The 18743-nt window shown below is 67.4% G+C and carries 16 protein-coding genes; 2 read left to right on the top strand and 14 right to left on the bottom strand.

Features of this window, described 5'->3' with window-relative positions:
- The first annotated feature begins 186 nt into the window (after positions 1–186).
- The gene (locus tag AC6IW9_RS06540) at positions 187–2664 is read left to right on the top strand and encodes a putative bifunctional diguanylate cyclase/phosphodiesterase (protein WP_497770468.1); all 2478 of its coding nucleotides are present in this window, start codon (positions 187–189) and stop codon (positions 2662–2664) included.
- 114 nt (positions 2665–2778) lie between these two features.
- On the opposite strand, the gene AC6IW9_RS06535 is transcribed toward AC6IW9_RS06540, so the two are convergent.
- From AC6IW9_RS06535 to AC6IW9_RS06485, 11 genes are all read right to left on the bottom strand, one after another.
- Positions 2779–4464: a peptidoglycan L,D-endopeptidase MepK gene (locus AC6IW9_RS06535; RefSeq protein WP_497770465.1), complete on the bottom strand. Its 1686-nt coding sequence runs from the start codon at positions 4462–4464 to the stop codon at positions 2779–2781.
- 250 nt (positions 4465–4714) lie between these two features.
- A complete protein-coding gene (locus AC6IW9_RS06530; protein ID WP_497770462.1) occupies positions 4715–5434 on the bottom strand; it encodes a hypothetical protein in 720 nt (239 codons plus the stop codon).
- A gap of 77 nt (positions 5435–5511) precedes the next feature.
- Positions 5512–6525, bottom strand: coding sequence for an NUDIX hydrolase (locus AC6IW9_RS06525; RefSeq protein ID WP_497770459.1), 1014 nt, complete (start codon positions 6523–6525; stop codon positions 5512–5514).
- A complete protein-coding gene (locus AC6IW9_RS06520) occupies positions 6522–7034 on the bottom strand; it encodes a tyrosine phosphatase family protein (protein ID WP_497770456.1) in 513 nt (170 codons plus the stop codon). The genes AC6IW9_RS06525 and AC6IW9_RS06520 overlap by 4 nt, the downstream gene beginning before the upstream one ends.
- Before the next feature lie 2 nt (positions 7035–7036).
- The gene (locus AC6IW9_RS06515) at positions 7037–7675 is read right to left on the bottom strand and encodes an HD domain-containing protein (protein ID WP_497770454.1); all 639 of its coding nucleotides are present in this window, start codon (positions 7673–7675) and stop codon (positions 7037–7039) included.
- A 232-nt stretch (positions 7676–7907) separates the two neighbouring features.
- Positions 7908–9203 carry a bacterial ammonia monooxygenase, subunit AmoB gene (gene amoB / locus AC6IW9_RS06510; protein ID WP_497765232.1) on the bottom strand — a complete coding sequence of 432 codons (1296 nt, stop codon included), beginning with the start codon at positions 9201–9203 and terminating at the stop codon, positions 7908–7910.
- Between the two features lie 154 nt (positions 9204–9357).
- Positions 9358–10116, bottom strand: coding sequence for a bacterial ammonia monooxygenase, subunit AmoA (gene amoA, locus AC6IW9_RS06505; RefSeq protein ID WP_497765231.1), 759 nt, complete (start codon positions 10114–10116; stop codon positions 9358–9360).
- Between the two features lie 249 nt (positions 10117–10365).
- Positions 10366–11136: a bacterial ammonia monooxygenase, subunit AmoC gene (gene amoC / locus AC6IW9_RS06500; protein ID WP_497765230.1), complete on the bottom strand. Its 771-nt coding sequence runs from the start codon at positions 11134–11136 to the stop codon at positions 10366–10368.
- Positions 11137–11665: 529 nt separating this feature from the next.
- Complete coding sequence (gene folK / locus AC6IW9_RS06495; protein WP_497770452.1) at positions 11666–12199, bottom strand: 2-amino-4-hydroxy-6-hydroxymethyldihydropteridine diphosphokinase; 534 nt, start codon at positions 12197–12199, stop codon at positions 11666–11668.
- Positions 12196–12972, bottom strand: coding sequence for a dihydropteroate synthase (gene folP / locus AC6IW9_RS06490; RefSeq protein ID WP_497772455.1), 777 nt, complete (start codon positions 12970–12972; stop codon positions 12196–12198). Before folP ends, folK begins: the two co-directional genes overlap by 4 nt.
- A 107-nt stretch (positions 12973–13079) precedes the next feature.
- Complete coding sequence (locus AC6IW9_RS06485) at positions 13080–13454, bottom strand: 4a-hydroxytetrahydrobiopterin dehydratase (protein WP_497770449.1); 375 nt, start codon at positions 13452–13454, stop codon at positions 13080–13082.
- 162 nt (positions 13455–13616) lie between these two features.
- Here AC6IW9_RS06485 and AC6IW9_RS06480 point away from each other — a divergent pair, with 162 nt between their 5' ends.
- Entirely contained in the window at positions 13617–14585 is a 969-nt protein-coding gene (locus AC6IW9_RS06480) for a beta-ribofuranosylaminobenzene 5'-phosphate synthase family protein (protein ID WP_497770447.1), read from the top strand.
- Positions 14586–14588: 3 nt separating this feature from the next.
- Here AC6IW9_RS06480 and murJ read toward each other — a convergent pair whose 3' ends face one another.
- From murJ to AC6IW9_RS06465, 3 genes are all read right to left on the bottom strand, one after another.
- Positions 14589–16127, bottom strand: a complete 1539-nt coding sequence (gene murJ / locus AC6IW9_RS06475) for a murein biosynthesis integral membrane protein MurJ (RefSeq protein WP_497770445.1) — start codon at positions 16125–16127, stop codon at positions 14589–14591.
- 229 nt (positions 16128–16356) lie between these two features.
- On the bottom strand, positions 16357–17313 hold the full coding sequence (locus AC6IW9_RS06470) for a glycosyltransferase family 2 protein (protein ID WP_497770442.1): 957 nt from the start codon (positions 17311–17313) through the stop codon (positions 16357–16359).
- Between the two features lie 435 nt (positions 17314–17748).
- On the bottom strand, positions 17749–18624 hold the full coding sequence (locus tag AC6IW9_RS06465; protein WP_497770439.1) for a hypothetical protein: 876 nt from the start codon (positions 18622–18624) through the stop codon (positions 17749–17751).
- Between the last annotated feature and the right edge of the window lie 119 nt (positions 18625–18743).

Genomic DNA, 18743 nt, shown 5'->3' with positions numbered 1-18743 from the left:
GCACGGCTCGCGGCCCGTCGATCGATCATTTTTCGATTTTTGTTCAATAGCCTGGAGCGTATTGTGAAGACAATATGACGAAGATTTCATGCAAGACGTTGAAACATTTACTTTTTTTTCAAAGCGATGGTTCAGCTTGGCGCCATCCGGGGCCGTCCCGGCCGCGTCCAGCCTCCATCCCTCCCCATGAAAAGAATCGCACCGCAATATGGCGTCGCCACCGAGTTCGACGATATCGAGGAACTCTGCCTGAATTGGCAGGTCGAGGCGACGCCGGACCGATTGCCGCCTTATGAAGCGATCGGGCTCGGCAGCCTCGGGCGGCTCGCCGACGATCTGGCGCTCGTGACGCGCGAGCGGAACGGCTGCTATAAACTTCTTTATGGCGGCGACGGCTTCGCCGCCTGGCTCGGCGTCGCGCCGCGGCGGCTTTCGATCGACTCGCTTCCCCGCAATCACGCCGACGCGCTGCATGGCGCGCTGGCGCAGGCGCATCTTCGCGCGACCCCCGCCGCGACCCTGGCCCGCTCGATCCGCGACGGGCGGGTGCGGACCTGCGAGATCGTCGCCTTTCCCCTCTCCTGCCGCTGGGGCGGCGCGTTGTTCCTGATCTTCGCCCGCGAGCGCGCCTCGACGCATAATCTGATCGACGCCATCTATCGCGCGACGCGCGATGGCCTCGTCACCCTCGCCGCCGTCCATGGGGCCGGGCGGCGCATCGTCGATCTGCAGATCGTCAGCCTCAACGACAGCGCCTCGCGCATTCTGGGCGGCGCCGAGGGCGATCTGCAATGGCGACGGCTGCGCGAGATCGCGCCGGAATGGATGACCAATGGGACATTCGAGCGCCTCGGCGCGATCTTCGAGGCGATGCGGCACGACGAATTCGACGTCGAGCGCCGCGCCGGCGGCAAGACCACGCATTTGCGCGTCGCCGCCTCACCGATGGGCGACCTCATCGGCCTCACGCTGACCGATGTGACCGAGCTGAAGGAGCGGGAGGCCTCGTTCCGCCTCCTGTTCGAGAACAATCCCATGCCCATGTGGGTCCACGACCCGCAGAGCCTGCGCGTCCTCGCCGTCAACGACGCGGCCGTGGCTCATTATGGACTCCCGCGGGAGCGATTTCTCGCCTCCGGCCTGTTCGACCTCTACGCCGAGGAGGAATGGGCGGCGCTGGCGATGAGCCGCGATTTTCCGACACGGCGGTTCCCGTCCGACCGCGTCTGGTCGAATCGCGCCGCCGGCGGACGCATCATCAAAGTTCTCAATTATGCGCGCGAGCTCGTCTTCGAGAATCGCCCGGCCGTGCTGCTCGCCGTCGTCGACGTCACCGAGCAGCGAGAGGCGGCCGCGCGCATCGCCCATCTCGCCCACCACGATCCCCTCACCGGCCTCGCCAATCGGACGCTGTTCCGCATGCGTCTCTCCGAGGGGCTGGAGCGCCTCGACTCGAACGGCTCGGCGGGGCTGGGGGTGCTCTATCTCGATCTCGACGGCTTCAAGGATGTGAACGACGCCTTCGGCCATCCGGTCGGCGACAGGCTGCTCGTCGCGGTCGCAGAACGTCTGCTGCGCATATTGCCGCACGCCGATCTCGTCGCGCGCGTCGGCGGCGATGAATTCGCCATCGTGCAATTCGACGCGGGACACGCGGAGGCCGGACGCCTCGCCGGCGTCATCGTGGAAGCGCTGGGCCGCGCCTATGACATCGACGGCCATCAGGTGAATATCGGCGCGAGCGTCGGCGTCTCCGTCGCGCCCGCGGACAGCCGAGACGCCGACACACTGCTGAAGAACGCCGATATCGCGCTCTATCGCGCCAAGGCCGACGGGCGCGGCGTCTATCGCTTCTTCGAGCCGCAGATGGCCGCGACCATTCACCAGCGGCGCACGCTGGAAGCCGACCTGCGGCAAGCGCTGCGCGCGGGCGAGTTCCAGATCTATTATCAGCCGGTCATCGACATCGAAACCAATGAGATCGTCGCCTCGGAGGCGCTGCTGCGCTGGTTTCATCCGACGCGGGGCTCCGTGCCGCCGAGCGAGTTCATCCCCATCGCCGAGGATACGGGCCTCATCGTGCCGATCGGCGAATGGGTGCTGCGCGAGGCCTGCCGCGAGGCGGCGAACTGGCCGGAGCCGATCGGCGTGAGCATCAATCTCTCGCCCGCGCAGTTCCGCTCGCGGGCGCTGGCGCAGGCGGTGATGTCGGCGCTCGCCGCGAGCGGCCTCGCCCCTCACCGGCTCGAGCTCGAGATCACCGAGACCGTTCTGCTCGCCGAGAATCACGCCAATCTCTCCGTGCTGCATCGGCTGCGCGCGCTCGGCGTCCGCATCTCGCTCGACGATTTCGGCACCGGCTATTCGAGCCTCAGCTATCTGCGCTCCTTCCCCTTCGACAAGATCAAGATCGACCGGTCCTTCGTGCGCGAGCTGCCCGCAAATCACGAATGCGGGGCGATCGTGCGCGCGGTCGCCGGCCTCGGCCAATGCCTCGGCGTCGCGACGGTCGCGGAAGGCGTCGAGACGCTCGACCAATTGGCGCGGCTGCGCGAGGAAGGCTGCACGCAGATGCAAGGGTTCCTGTTCAGCCGGCCGGCGCCGGCGGCGGAGCTGCGGCGGATGTTGGCGAGCCCCGAGGCGGCGGCGGCGCCGGCGGCCTGAGAACAGGGCGGCCGGCGAACTCGAGCACGAGGGTGAGCTCGAGAGGCCCGTGCGCCGGCCGCGTCGGCCCGCAAATTCGAGAGCGGATCGACGGATCGCTCGCTCAGCGACTTGTCAGGGCCGCGCGAAATGGTCGGCCGGCAGAACGTTCGGCTGGGCGGCGAAAACGCCGGCCTGACCAGCTGTCGCTGTCGCGGCGAACAGGCTCGACTCGGCGCGGGCCGCCGAGCGCGGCGCGCCGATCATCGAACCGAGCGCCGAGCCCGAAGCGAGCAGCCGCGCCGAGCGACTCGAAGTCAGCGCCCGAAAATTCGAACGGTCCAGCCGGGCCGGAACCAGCGCGATTTTCGCAACGGCGGGCGGCGCCGCCGCCGCGGGCGCCTTGGCGATGGCGGAGGAAAGGCGCAAACCTGTCGTCGGTTCGGCCGCCGCTTCGCGCTGCGGAGCAACGGATGAGGCGAGTGGCGCATCCGCGGCGGCGGGCGGAAAGGTCGGCGCATAGGCGAGCAGAGGCTCGGGCTTGGCCGGGCGTGGCTCCAGCGGCGCAGACGGCGTGGAAGCAGGAGCGTCGATGAGATTGGCGATGGCGACGCCCGCCCCAGACCGCAACGGAACAGAGGCGAGGCCGTCGGAGAGCGCGACGAGCCCGTAGGGCCGCGCCGGCGGCAGAGGCGCGCCGAGAAGCGCTAGTCCAGATGGGCGCCGCGGCGGCAGCGGAACGAGCGCCGGCTCCGCCTCGGCGACGGCGACAGGCTCAAGCGCGGCGACGGCGATCGGAGGGGACTTCGCCCGCTCGGGCGACAACGGCTCCGCGGGACCTTGCCGCAGCTCCGTCTCGCCGCGCGGCAGATTGCGCTCGGCGGCCACGAGCAACTTCTCCACCCTGCCGCGCCGCGCCGGCTTCTCGGACGGCGGCGCCGCCTCGACCGCGCCCTCCTCCTCCGACTCGGCCGAGCGGGCGGTTCGGCGCGGAGCGAGCGACGCCCATTGCTTGCGCGGCGCCGGTTCCGGCGCGGCGGCCGCGGCGTCTTCGTCGTCGTCTCCGCCGCCGAACAGCAAAGCGAAGAAGCTCTTGCTCTTGCGCTCGACCGGCGCATAGGAGCCGCCGCGCGCCTCGATCTCGGCCTTGGCCTCCTCATAGCGGGCGAGCGGCTGGTTGTTGGTCGGCAGATGCACGGTCTTGCCGTCCGGGAACAGCCGCACGAGCTGGTCATAGGTCATGCGCGGCCAGGAGCGCACGCTGCCGACGTCGAGGTGGACGAAGGGCGTGCCGGCGCGGGGATAATAGCCGACGCCGCCGCGCTGCATGCGCATGCCGATCTCGCGGATCTGCGACATGGACATGCCCGGCATGGTGGTGTCCATCGCCTTGCCCAGCATGTGCTGCGAATAGCGGGCGACTGCCCGCGAGCGGGCGCGCAGCATGGCGTTGGTCTCCGGCGAGCGATAGGCGGAGACGACATGCACCGGCTCGGTCGCCCCGGCCTCGCGATAGGCCTGCCAGACGACGTCGAAGAGGCGCGGGTCCATTTTGGTCGGCTCGTCGCGCCGCCAGTCCCGCAGAAACCAGTTGAGCTGCTCCAGCGCCGACTCGTCGTAGCGGCCGTTCACCAGATAGGTCGCGGCGATCTGCTCATGCGTATGGGCATGGTAGAGATAGAGCGTGCGCGTCTCGCCATTGGCGGCCGCGTCCTCGGTGAAAGAGGGCGCGAGAGCCGTCACGAGGATCGAAAGAGCGCCGGCGGCGCGGGCGATCATCCATGATCCGACGAAAGACGTCAGTCTCCAGCGATCCAGCAAATTATCTCGTCTTTCCGCTGGCGACGGGCGCGGGCGCCCGACGAGTTGGCTCATAGTCGCGCGCAGCGGCGCGGGAGTTCGAAGGGAAGAGTCACAAGTCGGCGAAGCGCACGACCGGCGCTTCGCCGTGACGCGGAATCTGCGCAAGCACGCCACGATTTGCCCGCCGACTGTGTCCGTAGTGCAACATCGTGGCGAAAAATAGCCGAGGCGCAATTCGGACACAATGCCGCGCTCACGCTTTGCGCACTCATCGTTGTGCGAGTCGCGCCGGCAGGGGCGGCACGAAGACGCCGCTCGCGAGAATCGGCTGGCCTCCCGGAATGAGCATGGGCGCCGGACGTTCGGCCTCGGCGAGCATGAGCGGTCGACGGGGGGGCTCCGGCGCATCGGCGACACGGGCGCCGATCGAGGCGGTGGGGGTCGCGTCGACGCCGCGCCGCGCCACGGCGATGCGGATCGGGCCTTGCGGGGCCGGCGCCGAAGGACCGAAGGCCTCGGCCACCGCGCCGCGGACGGTCTCGGCGAGATCGCCGATCGGGCTCTCCGGCGCCGGAGCGCTCGGCGCCCGGCGCGCGGAGGCGATCATCGTGCGGTCGCCGTTGCAGTTCCGCACGCCGAGCGAGATCAGCTCGTTTCCTGTCAATACCCTGTACTGGCGCGTGAGCCCGCCGAGCCGCTGCTGCACAGCGGACGGATAGGAGCGGAACAGCTCTTCCGAGACGCCTGCGTCGGTCTGACGGTCGACGGCGTTATAGGCCAGATGAAACTTCACCAGCGAATCCGGATAGACGCAGACATTGGGCAGGCTCAGCGCCAATGTGCAGGCCGACCGGCATTCGTGGAGACGGACCTCGCGGCCCTCGCGCCGATAGATTTCGGTTTGCGCCTGATAGTCCGAGACGAGACCGCCCACGTCCTTATAGACGATGACCGGCGCCGGAGCGGGCGGCGGCGACAGATAACCCAAGCAACACCCCTACGCTCGACGAGGATACGCTCGAGGAAAATTCACCATGTCATGGTGAAGAACCTCTTAAAGAGCGATCATCCTCTCACGCCGACCCGCAGCCCCGGCGCGGATCGTTCTTGCAGGACATTGCGGCGAAAATGAAAGAGCGCGGCCGGACGGCCGCCCGTCTTCAAGGACACTTCGCCCGTCGGCTCGACCGCCGCGGAGGTCTCGACGAGACGGCGGAAATTCTGCTTGTGCAGATGACGTCCGGCGATCGCCTCCACAGTTCTCTGCAGCTCCGTGAGCGTGAAGGCGGGCGGCATCAGCTCGAAGATCACCGGACGATATTTCATCTTCGCGCGCAGCCGGCCCATCGCCGTCGCCAATATGCGCCGGTGGTCGTGCTGCATCGGCGCGCCGAGCGGCGGCGGACGTCGTCCCCGCTTCAGCGCGGCCTCGCGCCCGTCGCGCCAGGCCTCCTCCACGAGGCCCGCCTCATAGAGCAGCTCGTAGCGCTCGAGCGCGTTCTCTTCGTCGAAGCCGCGGCTCGCCGGCTGGAAGAGGAGATTGACGCGGTCGCGCCGCCTCAGGCCCGAGGAGGAGAGAGCGCCAGGCGCCTCCTCGACCCATTCGGCGAGGCCGGGCAGGATCGTGGATTCGAGAAGCTCCGGCCGGTCCTCGCGCCAGTCCTCCCAGGGGAAAAAATCATACCAGCTTCGAAAGCCGGCGATTTCGCCCGTCTGGCCATCGGCGATCCGGGTCAACGCCAGATAGCCGACGGAGACGACATGCGGATCGCGGTCGCCGGCGCGCGCATGGCGGCCGCGGTCGCCGAAGGTGTAGAGCTGCTCGACATAGCCGAGCGTCGCGCCGGTCTGCTCGGCGACCCAGGACCGTAGGCCGATCTCGAAGGTTCTGTGCGCGACCGGATCGAAAGGTCCGGACGGGAGCGAGGCGCGCGCGGCGGCGTCGCCTCCGCGCACGGTGAGGATCAGCGGCGCATCGCCCTGCACGGCGACGATCGCCGCGGTGAGGCCGATCTCCACGGGCAACGGGCCCGGCGCAGCGCTCCCCCGATCGACATTCGCGCCGCGTCGAAGCGTCACGCGAGCTCGAGCGCGAAAGGCGCTCCCTCGAAGCAATCGGCGCCGCGGCCGATGCCTTCGATCGCCGCGCACATACGGCCGTCGCGCCGCAGTATCCTGTCGGCGAGCGCGACGAGGCGACGGTTGGGCGTCGCCGTCGGCGATGCGCGTCGCAGATCCGAGGCGAGTTCCGTTTCGCTCTTCTGTGGCGAAAGGGCGCAGGCGAGAATGAAGGCGGCGGCCGGCGAGCGGCTGACGCCCGCGTAGCAGTGAATGACCAGGGGATCACGACGATCCCAGTCCTGCGCAAAGGCGAGCAGTGTCTCGATGTGCTCGCAGCATGCCAGAACATGTCCTTCCTGGCGCACGTCGATGTCCGAGACGGACAGGCGCAGATGGCGCTCCGGCGCGATCTCGCACGGGCGCACGAGCGAGGCGCCCCCGGTCAATATCGTGACGAGCGAGCGGGCGCCGCTGGAGCGCACCGTGTCCACGACTTTGGTGAGCGAGCAGACGTAGAGGCGCGCCATTTTCACCCCCCCTCATCCCCTCGTTCGATCGCGGCGAAACGGGCGAGAAAATTCTTCTGCGCCGTCTCCGCCGTGAGTGGAGCGAGCGCCTCCCCGCAGGCGTCCGGCGCGATCGCCGGGCGGCCGAAGATGCGCTCGGCCTCGGCGCGTGTAAAGCCGGCGAGGCGCGTGGCCTCGAAAAAAGCGGCGGCCCGGTCGGCGCGCTTGGCGAGCCGCAGAAGCGCCGGGTCGGGATCGGGCGGCAAGGAGAAACGCTGGAGAATAGCGGTCAGAATGCGCTTCTCGACGCTCTTGTACGTGTCGCCGATCACGGTCTTGAAGGGTGAGATCATGTCGCCGATCACATATTCGGGCGCGTCGTGCAACAACATGAACAATCGGCCGCTGCGATCCAATCTCGGCTCGAGCGCGCCGGCGATCGTTTCGACCATCAGGCTGTGCTGCGCGACGGAGAAAATATGCGGGCCGATCGTCTGCCCGTTCCAGCGCGCCACTCGCGCGAGACCATGGGCGATGTCCTCGATCTCGACATCGAGCGGGGAGGGATCGAGCAGATCGAGGCGCCGGCCGGACAGCATGCGCTGCCAAGCGCGCGGCGCGGCCTGCGCGGTCTTGCTCGTCACCCCGCCGTCTCCAGCCATTGCGGTAGGCTCATCGCCGGCCCCGGGGACAGGCGGCCGGCGATGACGTCTGCTTGCCCAATATCGTAGGGGGCGTCGGCGCGACAAGCGCGCCGACCGACGTCCATGGCGATTTCTTCGTAAGGAAGCGCGCCTCGGCGGCGGCCGGTCTCGGAAGCCGCTCCCGCGAAAAGAAACCGGCCGGACCTTTCGGTCCGGCCGGGTGATTTGTGGATCGAAGGGGTCGCGTCGATCAGGGCATGTCGCCGGCGACGAACTTCGGAATGACCGGGCCGCCGACCTCGGCCGCATAGCGCTTGCCGCTCGGGCCGAAGAACAGGAGCAGACCGCCGATCTGGCTATCCGTGTCGTAGGCGAGGTCCGAGAGACGCTCGATGTCCCAGCGGGCGTCCTGGATCTTGACCTCGATCGTCTTCGTCTCGCCGGGGGCGATCGGGGTCGGATCGGTCGACAGGCCGCGGTCGGCCAGCAGATAGTCCGGGAACTCCGGCTTCGTCGTGAACACGTCGGGGTTCAGGAAGCGAAGGCCCGCCGCCGTATATTCGCCGAGCTTCAGCGGCTCGTCGGTCTTGTTCGACACCTTCACCTGGATCGTCAGCTCACGGCCCGGAACCTTGTAGACGCCGCCCTTCAGCTCCGTCGTCACCAGCTTCGGACCAACGCCCGCCGTGCCCTCTTCCGTGATCGGCGTCAGCGGCTTCTGCAAGCCGGCCTGCAGCGGAATCGTGCGCGGGAAGGTGCTGTTCGTCACCGCATAGCCGATGATCGTCGCCAGGATCGTCACCGCGAGAACGATCGCGCCGACGCGGCGGTCGTCATCGCCGATCTGCTCCTCGTCCTTGCCTTCGCTGATGCGCAGGTAGGAGGCGATGAAGCCCTTCTTGAAGAACCAGTAGAGGATCCACGCCGCGGCCGCGATCAGCCACGGGAAGTGCCACGCGTAGACGCGGTCGATCCCGTAGGTCTCGAGGTCGACCGTCGTGCCGTCCAGCAGCGTCACCGGATCCTTGAAGTCCGCCATGTCGCCCTTGATCTCGATCCACTGGCCGGGTCCGATGATCGGGCCGCCGCCTTCGACGTTGATCTGCGCATGGACGTGCCACCGGCCGGCGCGGCGCGCCTTCAGATCGATCGAGAACGCATAGTCCTTGCCGATCTCCAGCGAAACCGAGCGCGGAGCGAACTGCTCGCCGATGAACTGCGCCGTCCGGACCAGGACAGGGCCCGGCTCGCCCGCGTTCAGGAACGACGCCTTCGGGTTCGCGACCGCCTGCGGCCACGCCGAGAACACGTGAACCTTGCCCGACAGAACCATCGACTCGTTGACGTTCAGCGAGGTCTTCGACCACTTCACGTCATACCAGTTCAGAGTGCGCATGCGAAGGAACGCCTGCTGCGACTTCTCGCCGTGCGCTTCCGCAGGGGCGACCGAAGCCGCCGTCGCCGCGACAGCCGCCGCGACGCTCAGGCCGAGGAGCTTCGCGACCCGCGAGGTCGCCAGCCCGGCCATTCTCTCCAAAGCTTTCATGTGAACCTACCTCCCAGTTTTCTCTACAGAGCCCGCCGTGCCGCATGAGCGCGCCGGCGGCCTCGCTCGTCTTCTCCGGAGCGGCTCCCCCCGCGGGAAACCGCTCCTCTTCTTTTCCGAGGGACCAAAGAGAAGCTCGTTCGCGTCTCTTCGATCAGATCTTCGAGATCACCTTGGTGGTCGAATACCACCGACCGACGAACCACCACAGGAAGTAGACCAGCATCGACACGAAGCCCGAGAAGAACGCCGCGACCGGAACGACGTCCTTACCGAAGGTGCGCAGCGTGCCGCGCTCGACCATGCGGATATATTCCGGCATCGACGTGCGGACGAAGTGGAAGCCGATCAGATCCGCCAGCGTCATCAGCTGGCCATGCTGCTCCGTCGCCTGGTGGAACGCCGCGATCGCCGGCCAGTTGTTCGGATAGAACAGAAGGCCCCACCCCAGCGAGCCCACCACCGCCGTGATCACATAGGACCCCGACAGAAGCAGGATGATGTCCAGCCACAGAGCCGGAACCACCAGAGCCGACGGGAACACGAGGCTGATCGGGAAATAGGTCCAGCCCCAGAAGTTCACATAGCGGTTGATCCACTCGCCGATCAGAAGGCCCAGAACCGCGAAGGTCGCGCCGAACGGCAGCTTGAAGTTCGTCCACAGGAACGCCTGCGTCGCCGCGGCGAAGGTCACGCCCAGGATCGGAACGACCGTCGGCCACATGCGGCGATCCTTCCAGTCGACCCAGAAGTCCCAGTCGCCCGCCGTCAGCATGAAATGAATATGATAGCCGCCCAGAACCGCCAGAAACAGCAGCGTCAGAATCAGCCAGTCGGCGGTCTTCACGCATCCCGCCGCTTCCGCGACCGAATGGAAAGGCCCGATCGCCCCCCCGCTCTTCGATGTAGACATCACTCTTCTCCTTGGTGTCGGTCCGCCCGGCGGTTCCCGCCGCAGCCGTCGACCAGTCCCCGGCTCTCTCGCGCCGAGTTGTCTTATCGTTCGCCCCGCGCTCCCCGCCGCTCCCGAAACCCCGCCCGAGCCGGCCCCGCGCCTCGCGCGGCCGTTCGGACGAAGGTCCCGTTCATCAGGAGACTGTGGATCGCGAGATGTCGCTGCAGACCGCCCGGCCCGAAAGACGGGCGGTCCAATTCAATCGTCTCAGCCGATCAGGGCCGCGACGCCGTCCTTGCCCAGCAGGCGCTTGATGCCGCCCAGGATCTGCAGAACCACGCCGAACACGCCGAGCGCCATCCAGCCGAAGAACACGAAGCCCCAGTGCAGAGGAGCCACGAACAGCTCTTCCATGAACCAGAAGGTGTGGCCCCACTCGTTGAGACCCACGTTCGGGATGATCATGAACGGGCCGATCGCCACGATCAGGAACGCCAGCGAGTAGCCGTGCGCAAAAAACGGAATGCGGGTCTTCGCATAGAAGAACGCGCCGACCGCCATGATCGAGTAGATCGGATAGCTCATGTAGAACTCGATGATGTGCGACGGCGTGAAGTCCGTGTCGCGAATCACCGTCATGTGCCACGTGCCGTCCTGCTCCGTGAAGAAGCTCGCGCCCCAGTAGATCGCCACGGCGTAGACCGTCAGCCACTGAAGCAGCACGACGTGACGGCGCAGCTCCTCGCGCGGAGCCACCGCGTCGATGTTGCGGTCGCGCGTCTTCCACAGCCAGCCGGCGAGCGCCAGGCCCGAAACCAGCTCCAGCGGAATCTCCGTCCACAGGATCGACAGCCAATACGTCTGGAACTCCGGAGCGAACGAGTCGAGGCCCGCGCGCCAGCCGTAGATCTGCTCGTAAATGCGGACGATCAGATAGAAGATGTTCAGGCCGGCAACGCCGATCCACATGCCACGCAGATCCACGATGGCGTCCGAGCCGGCGGCTGCGCCGGCTGTCGTCTCTGTTGTTACGCTCATCTCAATCCTCCTAAGTGCTCCCAGGGATTCTCAAGGGGCGGCCCCTCGCGTTCCCCCTCCCTGCGTGGAAACGCCTTCGTCTTCCCGGTTCCGTGAAATGCGCGCGCCGTCGCCGGCGCGTCTTTCGATCTCCCGTCGCGCCGATCCCCGCTCCCCCGAAAGGCCACGAGCCCGGCTTTCTTCTTCCTTACTCGAAGACGAAGTCCCCAAGCCGCCGCGCAGAACGAATGCAAATGGCGAAACACTCCGGGTCCACCCCGAAACGCCACGCCCATACCCTCGTTCGGCGAGCCGCAACCATTTCCGTACGCGTCTCTAATGACAATATCTAAAGAGGTGGTCTATGACTATCTAATGAATAGCCCATCGTCTGCCGATCAGATGGTCAAACGACGCCCATTTTCCTGCAGATACCTACCCGAAGCACGAATGATAGGAATTTTCTATATACCGATATCACATTGATAAAACACTATAGTCTGCTCGCTTTCGGTCGCTCGCCTGTACCCCGTCCATAAGGATAATACGACTACCCGTCCAGACTGCGGCTCTGTGGCTCAGGTTCGGGCGGTGGACATTCGTCCCAGGGAGCGATCCCGTCAGCGGCGACCCTTTGGGCCGCCTCCGCGACGCTCGCCCCGTCGATCCGCAGACCGGCGCCGATCTCGGCCAACGGCTTCAGAACGAAGGCGCGCGCGAACAGCTCCTTGTGGGGCAAAGTCAGCTCGGGATCGGCGAGCGTCTCGTCGCCGAGAAACAAGATGTCGACGTCGATCAGCCGCGGCCCCCAACGGCGGGCGGGCCGGCGGCCCATATCGGCCTCGATCGTCTTGACCGCCGCCAGCAGCTCATAGGCGCCGAGGCGTGTCCAGCCGAGGGCGCAGGCGTTGGCGAAATCGCCCTGGTCGAGATCGCCCCAAGGCGGCGTGCGATAGATGCGCGACACGGCGTCGAGCGTCGCGATCCCGCGCGCGCCGAGGAGCCGAACCGCCTCTCTGATATTGGCCGGCCGGTCGCCGAGATTGCTGCCGAAGCCGAAACCGACGCGCGTCAGATCGTTCATCTCGCCTCCTCCGGCCGGCGCCGCAGAGTTTCGAGCACGGCGAAGGCCGCCCTGTGCTCGGCCGCGTCATGCACGCGGAACACATGCGCCCCCTCCATGGCGGCGACGAGATTGGCGGCGACGGTCGCGATCAGGCGCGCATCGATCCCGGCGCCGAGCAGCGCGCCGAACAGCCGCTTGCGCGAGACGCCGATCAACAGCGGAAGGCCGAAACCGAGCAGCTCCGGGACCGCCCGCAGCGCGGTGAAATCCTGCTCGCGCGTCTTGCCGAATCCGACGCCGGGATCGAGCAGGATGCGGCTCCTCGGCAGGCCCGCCGATTCGGCTATCGCGAGAGAGCGCTCGAAAAAGCGGCGCATGTCGTCGACGATGTCGATCTCGGCCTCGATGCTCTCGCGATTATGCATGACGACGACGCCCGCCCCCGCTTCGGCGATCGCAGGGGCCATGTCGGGATCGCGCTGCAGGCCCCAGATGTCGTTGACCAACGCGACGCCGGCGGCAAGCGCGCGGCGCGCCGTCCGCGCCTTGTAGGTGTCGATCGAGACCGGAACCCCGCAATCGGCGACGAGGGCCGACAGCAGGGGCTCGAGCCGTTCCCATTCATCCTCCGCCGAGAGGGGCGTGTGGCCGGGTCGCGTCGATTCGGCGCCGACGTCGACGATGTCGGCGCCGTCCGCGGCGAGCTTCTTCGCCTGGGCCGACGCCGCCTGTGGGGCGAGGAAGCGGCCGCCGTCGGAAAACGAATCGGGCGTCACATTGACGATGCCCATGATGACGGGCCGCTTTCCGATGAGCGAGAAGAACCGCTCGCGCGACGCCTCGGTCGTCGTCGTCACATTTTTTCTCCGAAGACGAGAAGATGAAGCGGGCGGGCCGCTCAGTCGTATTTGATATAAGCGAAACGCTGATCGCTCTCGGGCGTGCCCTCGAGCGCGCCACCGTCCTTGCCGGGACGCCAGCCGACGACCTCCTCGATTTTGCGGGCGAGCTCGAAGTCCTTGTCCGTTATGCCCTTGGCCGTATGCGTCATCAGCCGCACCTCGAGCCAGGCGTAGGACAGAGTAATGTCCGGATGGTGCCAGGCGGCCTCGGAGAGATGCCCGATCGTATTGACGACCATCAGCGTGCCTTTCCAGCCGTGCGTCTTGTATTTGCGGCGGATCCAGCCATTCTCGAGCCGCCAGCGCGGCAGCTCGGCGGCAAGGCGGGCCGTGACTTCCTCCTCGGTGTAGACGCGCTCCTCTTTCGCCATGGGGGTCCCCTCCTCCATTCGGCCCGCGGGCGGGCTCTTGCCTTCGCACGCGCGGCGCCTTACTCGGCCATTTCGAATTCGCGCCTGCTTCTCGTGGTTGCCGGCGCGCGCCGGGAAGCGAGATATAGCGGAAAATCCGCACGAAGTCCGAAACGAGGCGCCATGCCGACCAGAGTGAGCGTCGCCGCGGCCGCGAGACTGCACCTCGGCTTTCTCGACATGAACGGCGCGCTCGGCCGAAAATTCGGCGGGCTCGGCCTCTCCATCGACGCGCCGGCGACACGGCTCACCCTCGAGAGGGCCGAGACGACGAGCGTCGCGGGAGCCGACGCCGAGCGGGCGGCGGACGTGCTCGAGCGCGCGGCGGCGGCGCTCGCGCCGGGCAAATTTTTTCGGCTCGTCGTGGACGAGGCCATCCCGCCCCATTCGGGCCTCGGCTCGGGCACACAGCTGGCGTTGGCCGTCGCCGCGGCGCTGCGGCGGCTCGAGGGACTGCCGGACGACGTCTCGGCCGACGCCGAGCTGTTGCAGCGCGGCGCCCGCTCAGGGCTCGGCGCGGGACTTTTTTCGCGCGGCGGACTGGTGGTGGACGGCGGCCGTGGCGCGGCGACCCGGACGCCGCCGGTGGTCGCCCGCCTGCCCTTTCCACCCGACTGGCGTATCCTGCTGATCTCCGACCCCGCCGCGGTCGGGCTGCACGGGGCCGAGGAGCGCAAGGCCTTCGCCGAGCTGCCGCCGTTTTCGGACGCGGAGGCGGGGCGGCTCTGCCGGCTCGTGCTGATGCAGGCGCTGCCGGCGGCGGCGGAAGGCGACTTTCCCGCATTCGGCGCGGCGATTACCCAGATCCAGACGGTGGTCGGCGATTATTTCGCGCCGGCGCAGGGCGGACGCCGCTTCACCAGCGCGGCCGTGGAGCGCCTGCTCGCGCGGCTCTCGGACGAGGGCGCGACCGGAATCGGCCAGACCTCCTGGGGACCGACCGGCTTCGCCTTCGCGCCGAGCGAGGGCGACGCGCAACGGCTCGCCGCCCGCGCCCGCGATGCGAGCGAAGCGCGCGGGCTGACCATCTCGGTCGTGGCGGGGCTGGACAAGGGCGCGAAGATCGACGCCGTCTACGCGCGGATCGCCTGAGGCTCAGGCGCGGCGCACGCGCAGCTGCGACAAGCGCAGGCCGAACAGGCGCAAACAGCCGATGAGGACTGCCGCATAAGCGAGGCCGCCCGCCGCGCCGAGGACGACCAGCGCGACGATGTCGGAGAATGCGCCGAAACGGCCGCCGAGCCATGCCGCCGGACCATAGCCATGGACGGCGACGGCGAGGAGCGGAACGCAGGCGCAAAGGCTCGCAATGGAGACGCGCAAAAAAGTCTCGTCGAAGCGCATGGCGCCGCGATGCAGGGCGATGCCGATCAGCGCCGCGAGATTGATCCAGAGGCCGACCGAGGTCGCCGTGGCGAGGCCGACGGCGCCGAGCGGGCGGAACAGAGCGACCTTAAGCGCGACATTGACGGCAACCGCGCCGAGCGCGACGAACATGGGCGTGCGCGTGTCGCCCTGCGACTGAAAGCTCGCCCGCGCCGAGGAAATCAACACCAGCGCCATCAGCCCGCCTCCATACGCCGCGAGCACATCCGCCGAGCGGAGCGAATCGACCGCGGTGAAGGCGCCGCGCTGGAAAACGCCGCTCATGACGAGCTCGGGGATGGTGACGAAAGCGACGAAAAAGGGCGCGGCGAGCGCGACGGTGAGCGCCATCACCCGGTTCTGCGCCGCATGGGCGCCGGCCTCGTCGCCGGCGGCGAGGCGGCGGCTCATCTCGGGCAGCAGCACCGTGCCGGCTGCGAGACCGATGACGCCATTGGGCAGCTGATAGATGCGGTCGGCGTAGGAGATCGCCGAGAGGCCGCCGTCGGGCAGCATGGAGGCGATGATCGTATCGGCGAAAATGGCGATTTGCCCGCTGGCCGAGCCGATGACCGCAGGGCCGAGCATGAGGAAGAATTCGCGGACCCGCTTCCAGCGCGGCCGGGCGAAGCCTTCGAGCACGCCGGCGTAACGCGCATCGGCCATCAGCAGAGCGAGCTGCAGCGCGCCGGAGATGGTGACGCCGACGCTCGCCGCGACGCCGGCGTTCGGGAACAGAAAGGCGAGGGCGAGCGCCGCCATCACCGAGAGATTGAGCAGGTTCGGCGCGAAGGCCGGCGCGGCGAAGCGGCCATTGGCGTTGAGCGTGCCCTGATGCAGCGTGACCAGGGTCATGCACAGGAGATAGGGAAAGGTGATGCGCGTCAGCGTGACCGCCAGCTCGAATTTCTCCGGCCGATCGTCGAGGCCGGGCGCCAGCAGGGCGACGAATTGCGGCATGAAGGCGTAGGCGAGCGCCAGCAGCAGGAGCTGCGAGACGAGCAGCAGGGTGAAGACCTCGCTGGAGAACTCCTTCGCCGAGGCTTTTCCCTCCCGCTCCAGCGCCTTGGAGTAACAGGGGACATAGGCGGCGTTGAAGGCCCCTTCGCCGAAAATGGCGCGAAAATGATTGGGCAGGCGAAAAGCGATGAAAAAGGCGTCCGAGACGAGCCCGGCGCCGAGGATCGCCGACAGCATGACATCGCGGAAGAAGCCGGTGATCCTCGAGAGCAGCGTGAAGCCGCCGACGGAGAGGAGGCTGCGGATCATCGGCGCCTCCCACGGCGAAGGTCGGCCAGATCGGGCGCGACTCCCTCTCCCATGGGAAGAAGGCAACCCTGCGGAGCGGGGTCGGGTGAGGAGTTTCCCGCACGAAAACCGGCGAGCGGGAAACCCCTCAGCCGGCCGCTCCGCGGCCACTCTCTCCCCATGGGAGAGGGACACGCCTTTGCTTGTGAGAGCGGCGGAACGGCGTCCCCCGAGACTCTGCGCGCGCCGCTCACCGCTCCTCCACTCCGAGCCGCTCGGCGACGAGATAGAGCGGGCGGCCTTTCACCTCGGCGAAGATCAGCGCGATATATTCGCCCAGAACGCCCAACGAGAATAATTGAATTCCACCGAAAAAGGCGATCGACACGATGAGCGAGGCATAGCCCGGCACATCGACGCCATAGATGATGGTGCGCCAGAAATAATAGGACGCCATGGCGAGCGCGAAGGCAGAAATGCCCATGCCGACATAGGCCCAGATCTTCAGCGGCGCAGAGGAAAAAGACATGAGCCCGTCCAGAGCGAAGCGGATCAGCTTGCCATAGCCGAACTTCGAGCGGCCGGCGGCGCGCTCCTCGACGTCGAAGGGCACGCCGATCGATTTGAAGCCGACCCAGGCGAAGAGACCTTTGGAGAAGCGGGCCCTCTCGCGCATGCGCGAGAGGGCGTCGATCGCCTGTCTGTCGAGCAGGCGGAAATCGCCGGCGCCGCGCGGCAAGGACGTGTCGCCGAACCGATCGAACAAGCCGTAGAATATTTCGGTGAAGAGGCTGCGCAGCCTGGGATCGCCGGAGCGGTCGCGCCGCACGCCATAGACGTTCTTGTAGCCCTCGCGCCATTTGGCGACAAAGTCGGGAATCACCTCGGGCGGATGCTGCAGATCGGCGTCCATCAGCACCACGGCCGCGCCGCGCGCATGATCGAGCCCGGCGGCGATGGCGATCTCCTTGCCGAAATTGCGGCTGAAGGAAATCGCCTTGAAGCGTGGATCGGCGGCGTTGAGCGCGCGCAGCGTCTCGAGAGTCGGGTCGCTCGAGCCGTCGTCGACGAAGACGACCTCGAAAGAGCGGGCGGCCGTCTCCAGAGCGGGCGTCAGCCGCGCCACGAGCGAGCCCAGATTTCGCGCCTCGTTATAGACCGGAATGGCTACGGAGATTTCCGGCGGATTTTCCGCAATATCGACCATTGCTCGCCTTGTCGCTTCGAATGGGGCAAGACCTGATTCCGCCGCAGGCGGGAGACGAGGGTTGACCCGGGCCTGTGACACCATGGACACCGGGGTAGAGTTTTCGCAAGGGCGATGGTCGGTTCATGCCCGACCGTCGCGATCGAGTTGTCGACGTCGCGTTCGGATCGGAACGCCGCCGCGGGGTCGTGGACGCCCGGAAAAGCAGTTTCTCTGCCGATTTCGGCGGCCGAGGGGCCCTCGCCCTCCGCCGGGGAGCCGCAGGCTGCGTTGGAAAAAGTTTCTGAAGCCGTCTCGAAGCGTACGGGAGCCTTCACTCGACCGCCCCACCTGCATATATTCAAAAATACACGAATAGATTGCGTTGATAGATTGCGTTCGAGCGCCGTTTTTTACACCCCCGCGGTCGCCCGTGAACGCGTCGAGGCAGGTTTCTCAGGAGCGCCTGCGCATGAGGAGCGAGGAGGCGCCGAGGCCGGCGCCGGCGAGGGTCAGGGCGGCGATGGGCCGATCCGCCGCGAGCGCGATGGCGACGCCGAGAAGCGTGGCGCAGGCGAGAGCGACCGCCGCGGCGATCATGGGCATGGGCCGACCCTCTTCCGCCATGAACGGCGCCGGCGGAGGAGTCCCGGCCGCAGCCGCGACCAACGCCGCGGCCGTCGGATCGAGCAGCAGCCGATCGACCGACACCGGCGGAGCCGAATACGGAAAGCCGCCCGAGTTCGAGGCGAAGTCGCGGTCATAGACCACCGCCTCGAAAGCCCGGGGCCCCGTCTTGGTGACATAGACGTCCAGCGTCGTCGTGTCGCGTCCCCCGTCGCGGGCGAGCAGCGAGAGACGGAGCGTCGTCTCGGCGTCGGGTGCGTTGCGCGAGGGCCGCTTCGTCTCGACGACAATAGGCGCCACGTCGAGAAATTCGCTCAGCGTCTCCCCACGCGCCTGGGCGCGGGCGAGCGCCGCGGCCTGCGTCTCGCGCAGAATAGTCCGTGTCGGCAGGCGCGCGCCGACGAGGCGCGGAAGATCCGCGAGCGCCGCCGCGTTCGGCCCATAGGCGGCGAGGAGGGAGTCGGCCCCCGGCGTTGCGGCGGCGGGCTGCTCGTGCGCAGCCGCGGCGCCGACCGGAAGATTGAGGTTGCGGTAGCCCGCCGGCAGAGCGTCGCGCAAGCCGGGGCCGGGCGAAGGAGCGGACGGCGCGGAAGCGGAAGCGGCGGGGGCCGGCGTCGCCTCGGCCTTGGCGGCCACGGCGGAGACGCGGGACAACGCCCGAACGCCGGGGGAATTGGAGGTCAGAGCGGAAATCGGCGAAACCATTTTCGGCAATTCCACTGCATTGCGCTGCATCTAACGAGTTACGCTAGGCAGATCAGGCTTGCGCGGGGCTTGCGGCGCTGGGATTTCGACGCACTATCTATGGGTGCAGCAGGGCGGGC

It is taken from the genome of Methylosinus sp. shoA, from assembly GCF_059718125.1.
The sequence above is the reverse complement of the archived record's forward strand: the minus strand, read 5'-3'. Positions and strand labels throughout refer to the sequence as shown.

Bases quoted from the DNA above. Each gene is read 5' to 3' on its own strand.
- AC6IW9_RS06540 (WP_497770468.1), top strand. From the start codon at position 187: ATGAAAAGAATCGCACCGCAATATGGCGTCGCCACCGAGTTCGACGAT.
- AC6IW9_RS06520 (WP_497770456.1), bottom strand. From the start codon at position 7,034: ATGGCGCGCCTCTACGTCTGCTCGCTCACCAAAGTCGTGGACACGGTG.
- AC6IW9_RS06515 (WP_497770454.1), bottom strand. From the start codon at position 7,675: ATGGCTGGAGACGGCGGGGTGACGAGCAAGACCGCGCAGGCCGCGCCG.
- amoB (WP_497765232.1), bottom strand. From the start codon at position 9,203: ATGAAAGCTTTGGAGAGAATGGCCGGGCTGGCGACCTCGCGGGTCGCG.
- amoA (WP_497765231.1), bottom strand. From the start codon at position 10,116: ATGTCTACATCGAAGAGCGGGGGGGCGATCGGGCCTTTCCATTCGGTC.
- amoC (WP_497765230.1), bottom strand. From the start codon at position 11,136: ATGAGCGTAACAACAGAGACGACAGCCGGCGCAGCCGCCGGCTCGGAC.
- folK (WP_497770452.1), bottom strand. From the start codon at position 12,199: ATGAACGATCTGACGCGCGTCGGTTTCGGCTTCGGCAGCAATCTCGGC.
- folP (WP_497772455.1), bottom strand. From the start codon at position 12,972: ATGGGCATCGTCAATGTGACGCCCGATTCGTTTTCCGACGGCGGCCGC.
- AC6IW9_RS06485 (WP_497770449.1), bottom strand. From the start codon at position 13,454: ATGGCGAAAGAGGAGCGCGTCTACACCGAGGAGGAAGTCACGGCCCGC.
- AC6IW9_RS06480 (WP_497770447.1), top strand. From the start codon at position 13,617: ATGCCGACCAGAGTGAGCGTCGCCGCGGCCGCGAGACTGCACCTCGGC.
- murJ (WP_497770445.1), bottom strand. From the start codon at position 16,127: ATGATCCGCAGCCTCCTCTCCGTCGGCGGCTTCACGCTGCTCTCGAGG.
- AC6IW9_RS06470 (WP_497770442.1), bottom strand. From the start codon at position 17,313: ATGGTCGATATTGCGGAAAATCCGCCGGAAATCTCCGTAGCCATTCCG.
- AC6IW9_RS06465 (WP_497770439.1), bottom strand. From the start codon at position 18,624: ATGGTTTCGCCGATTTCCGCTCTGACCTCCAATTCCCCCGGCGTTCGG.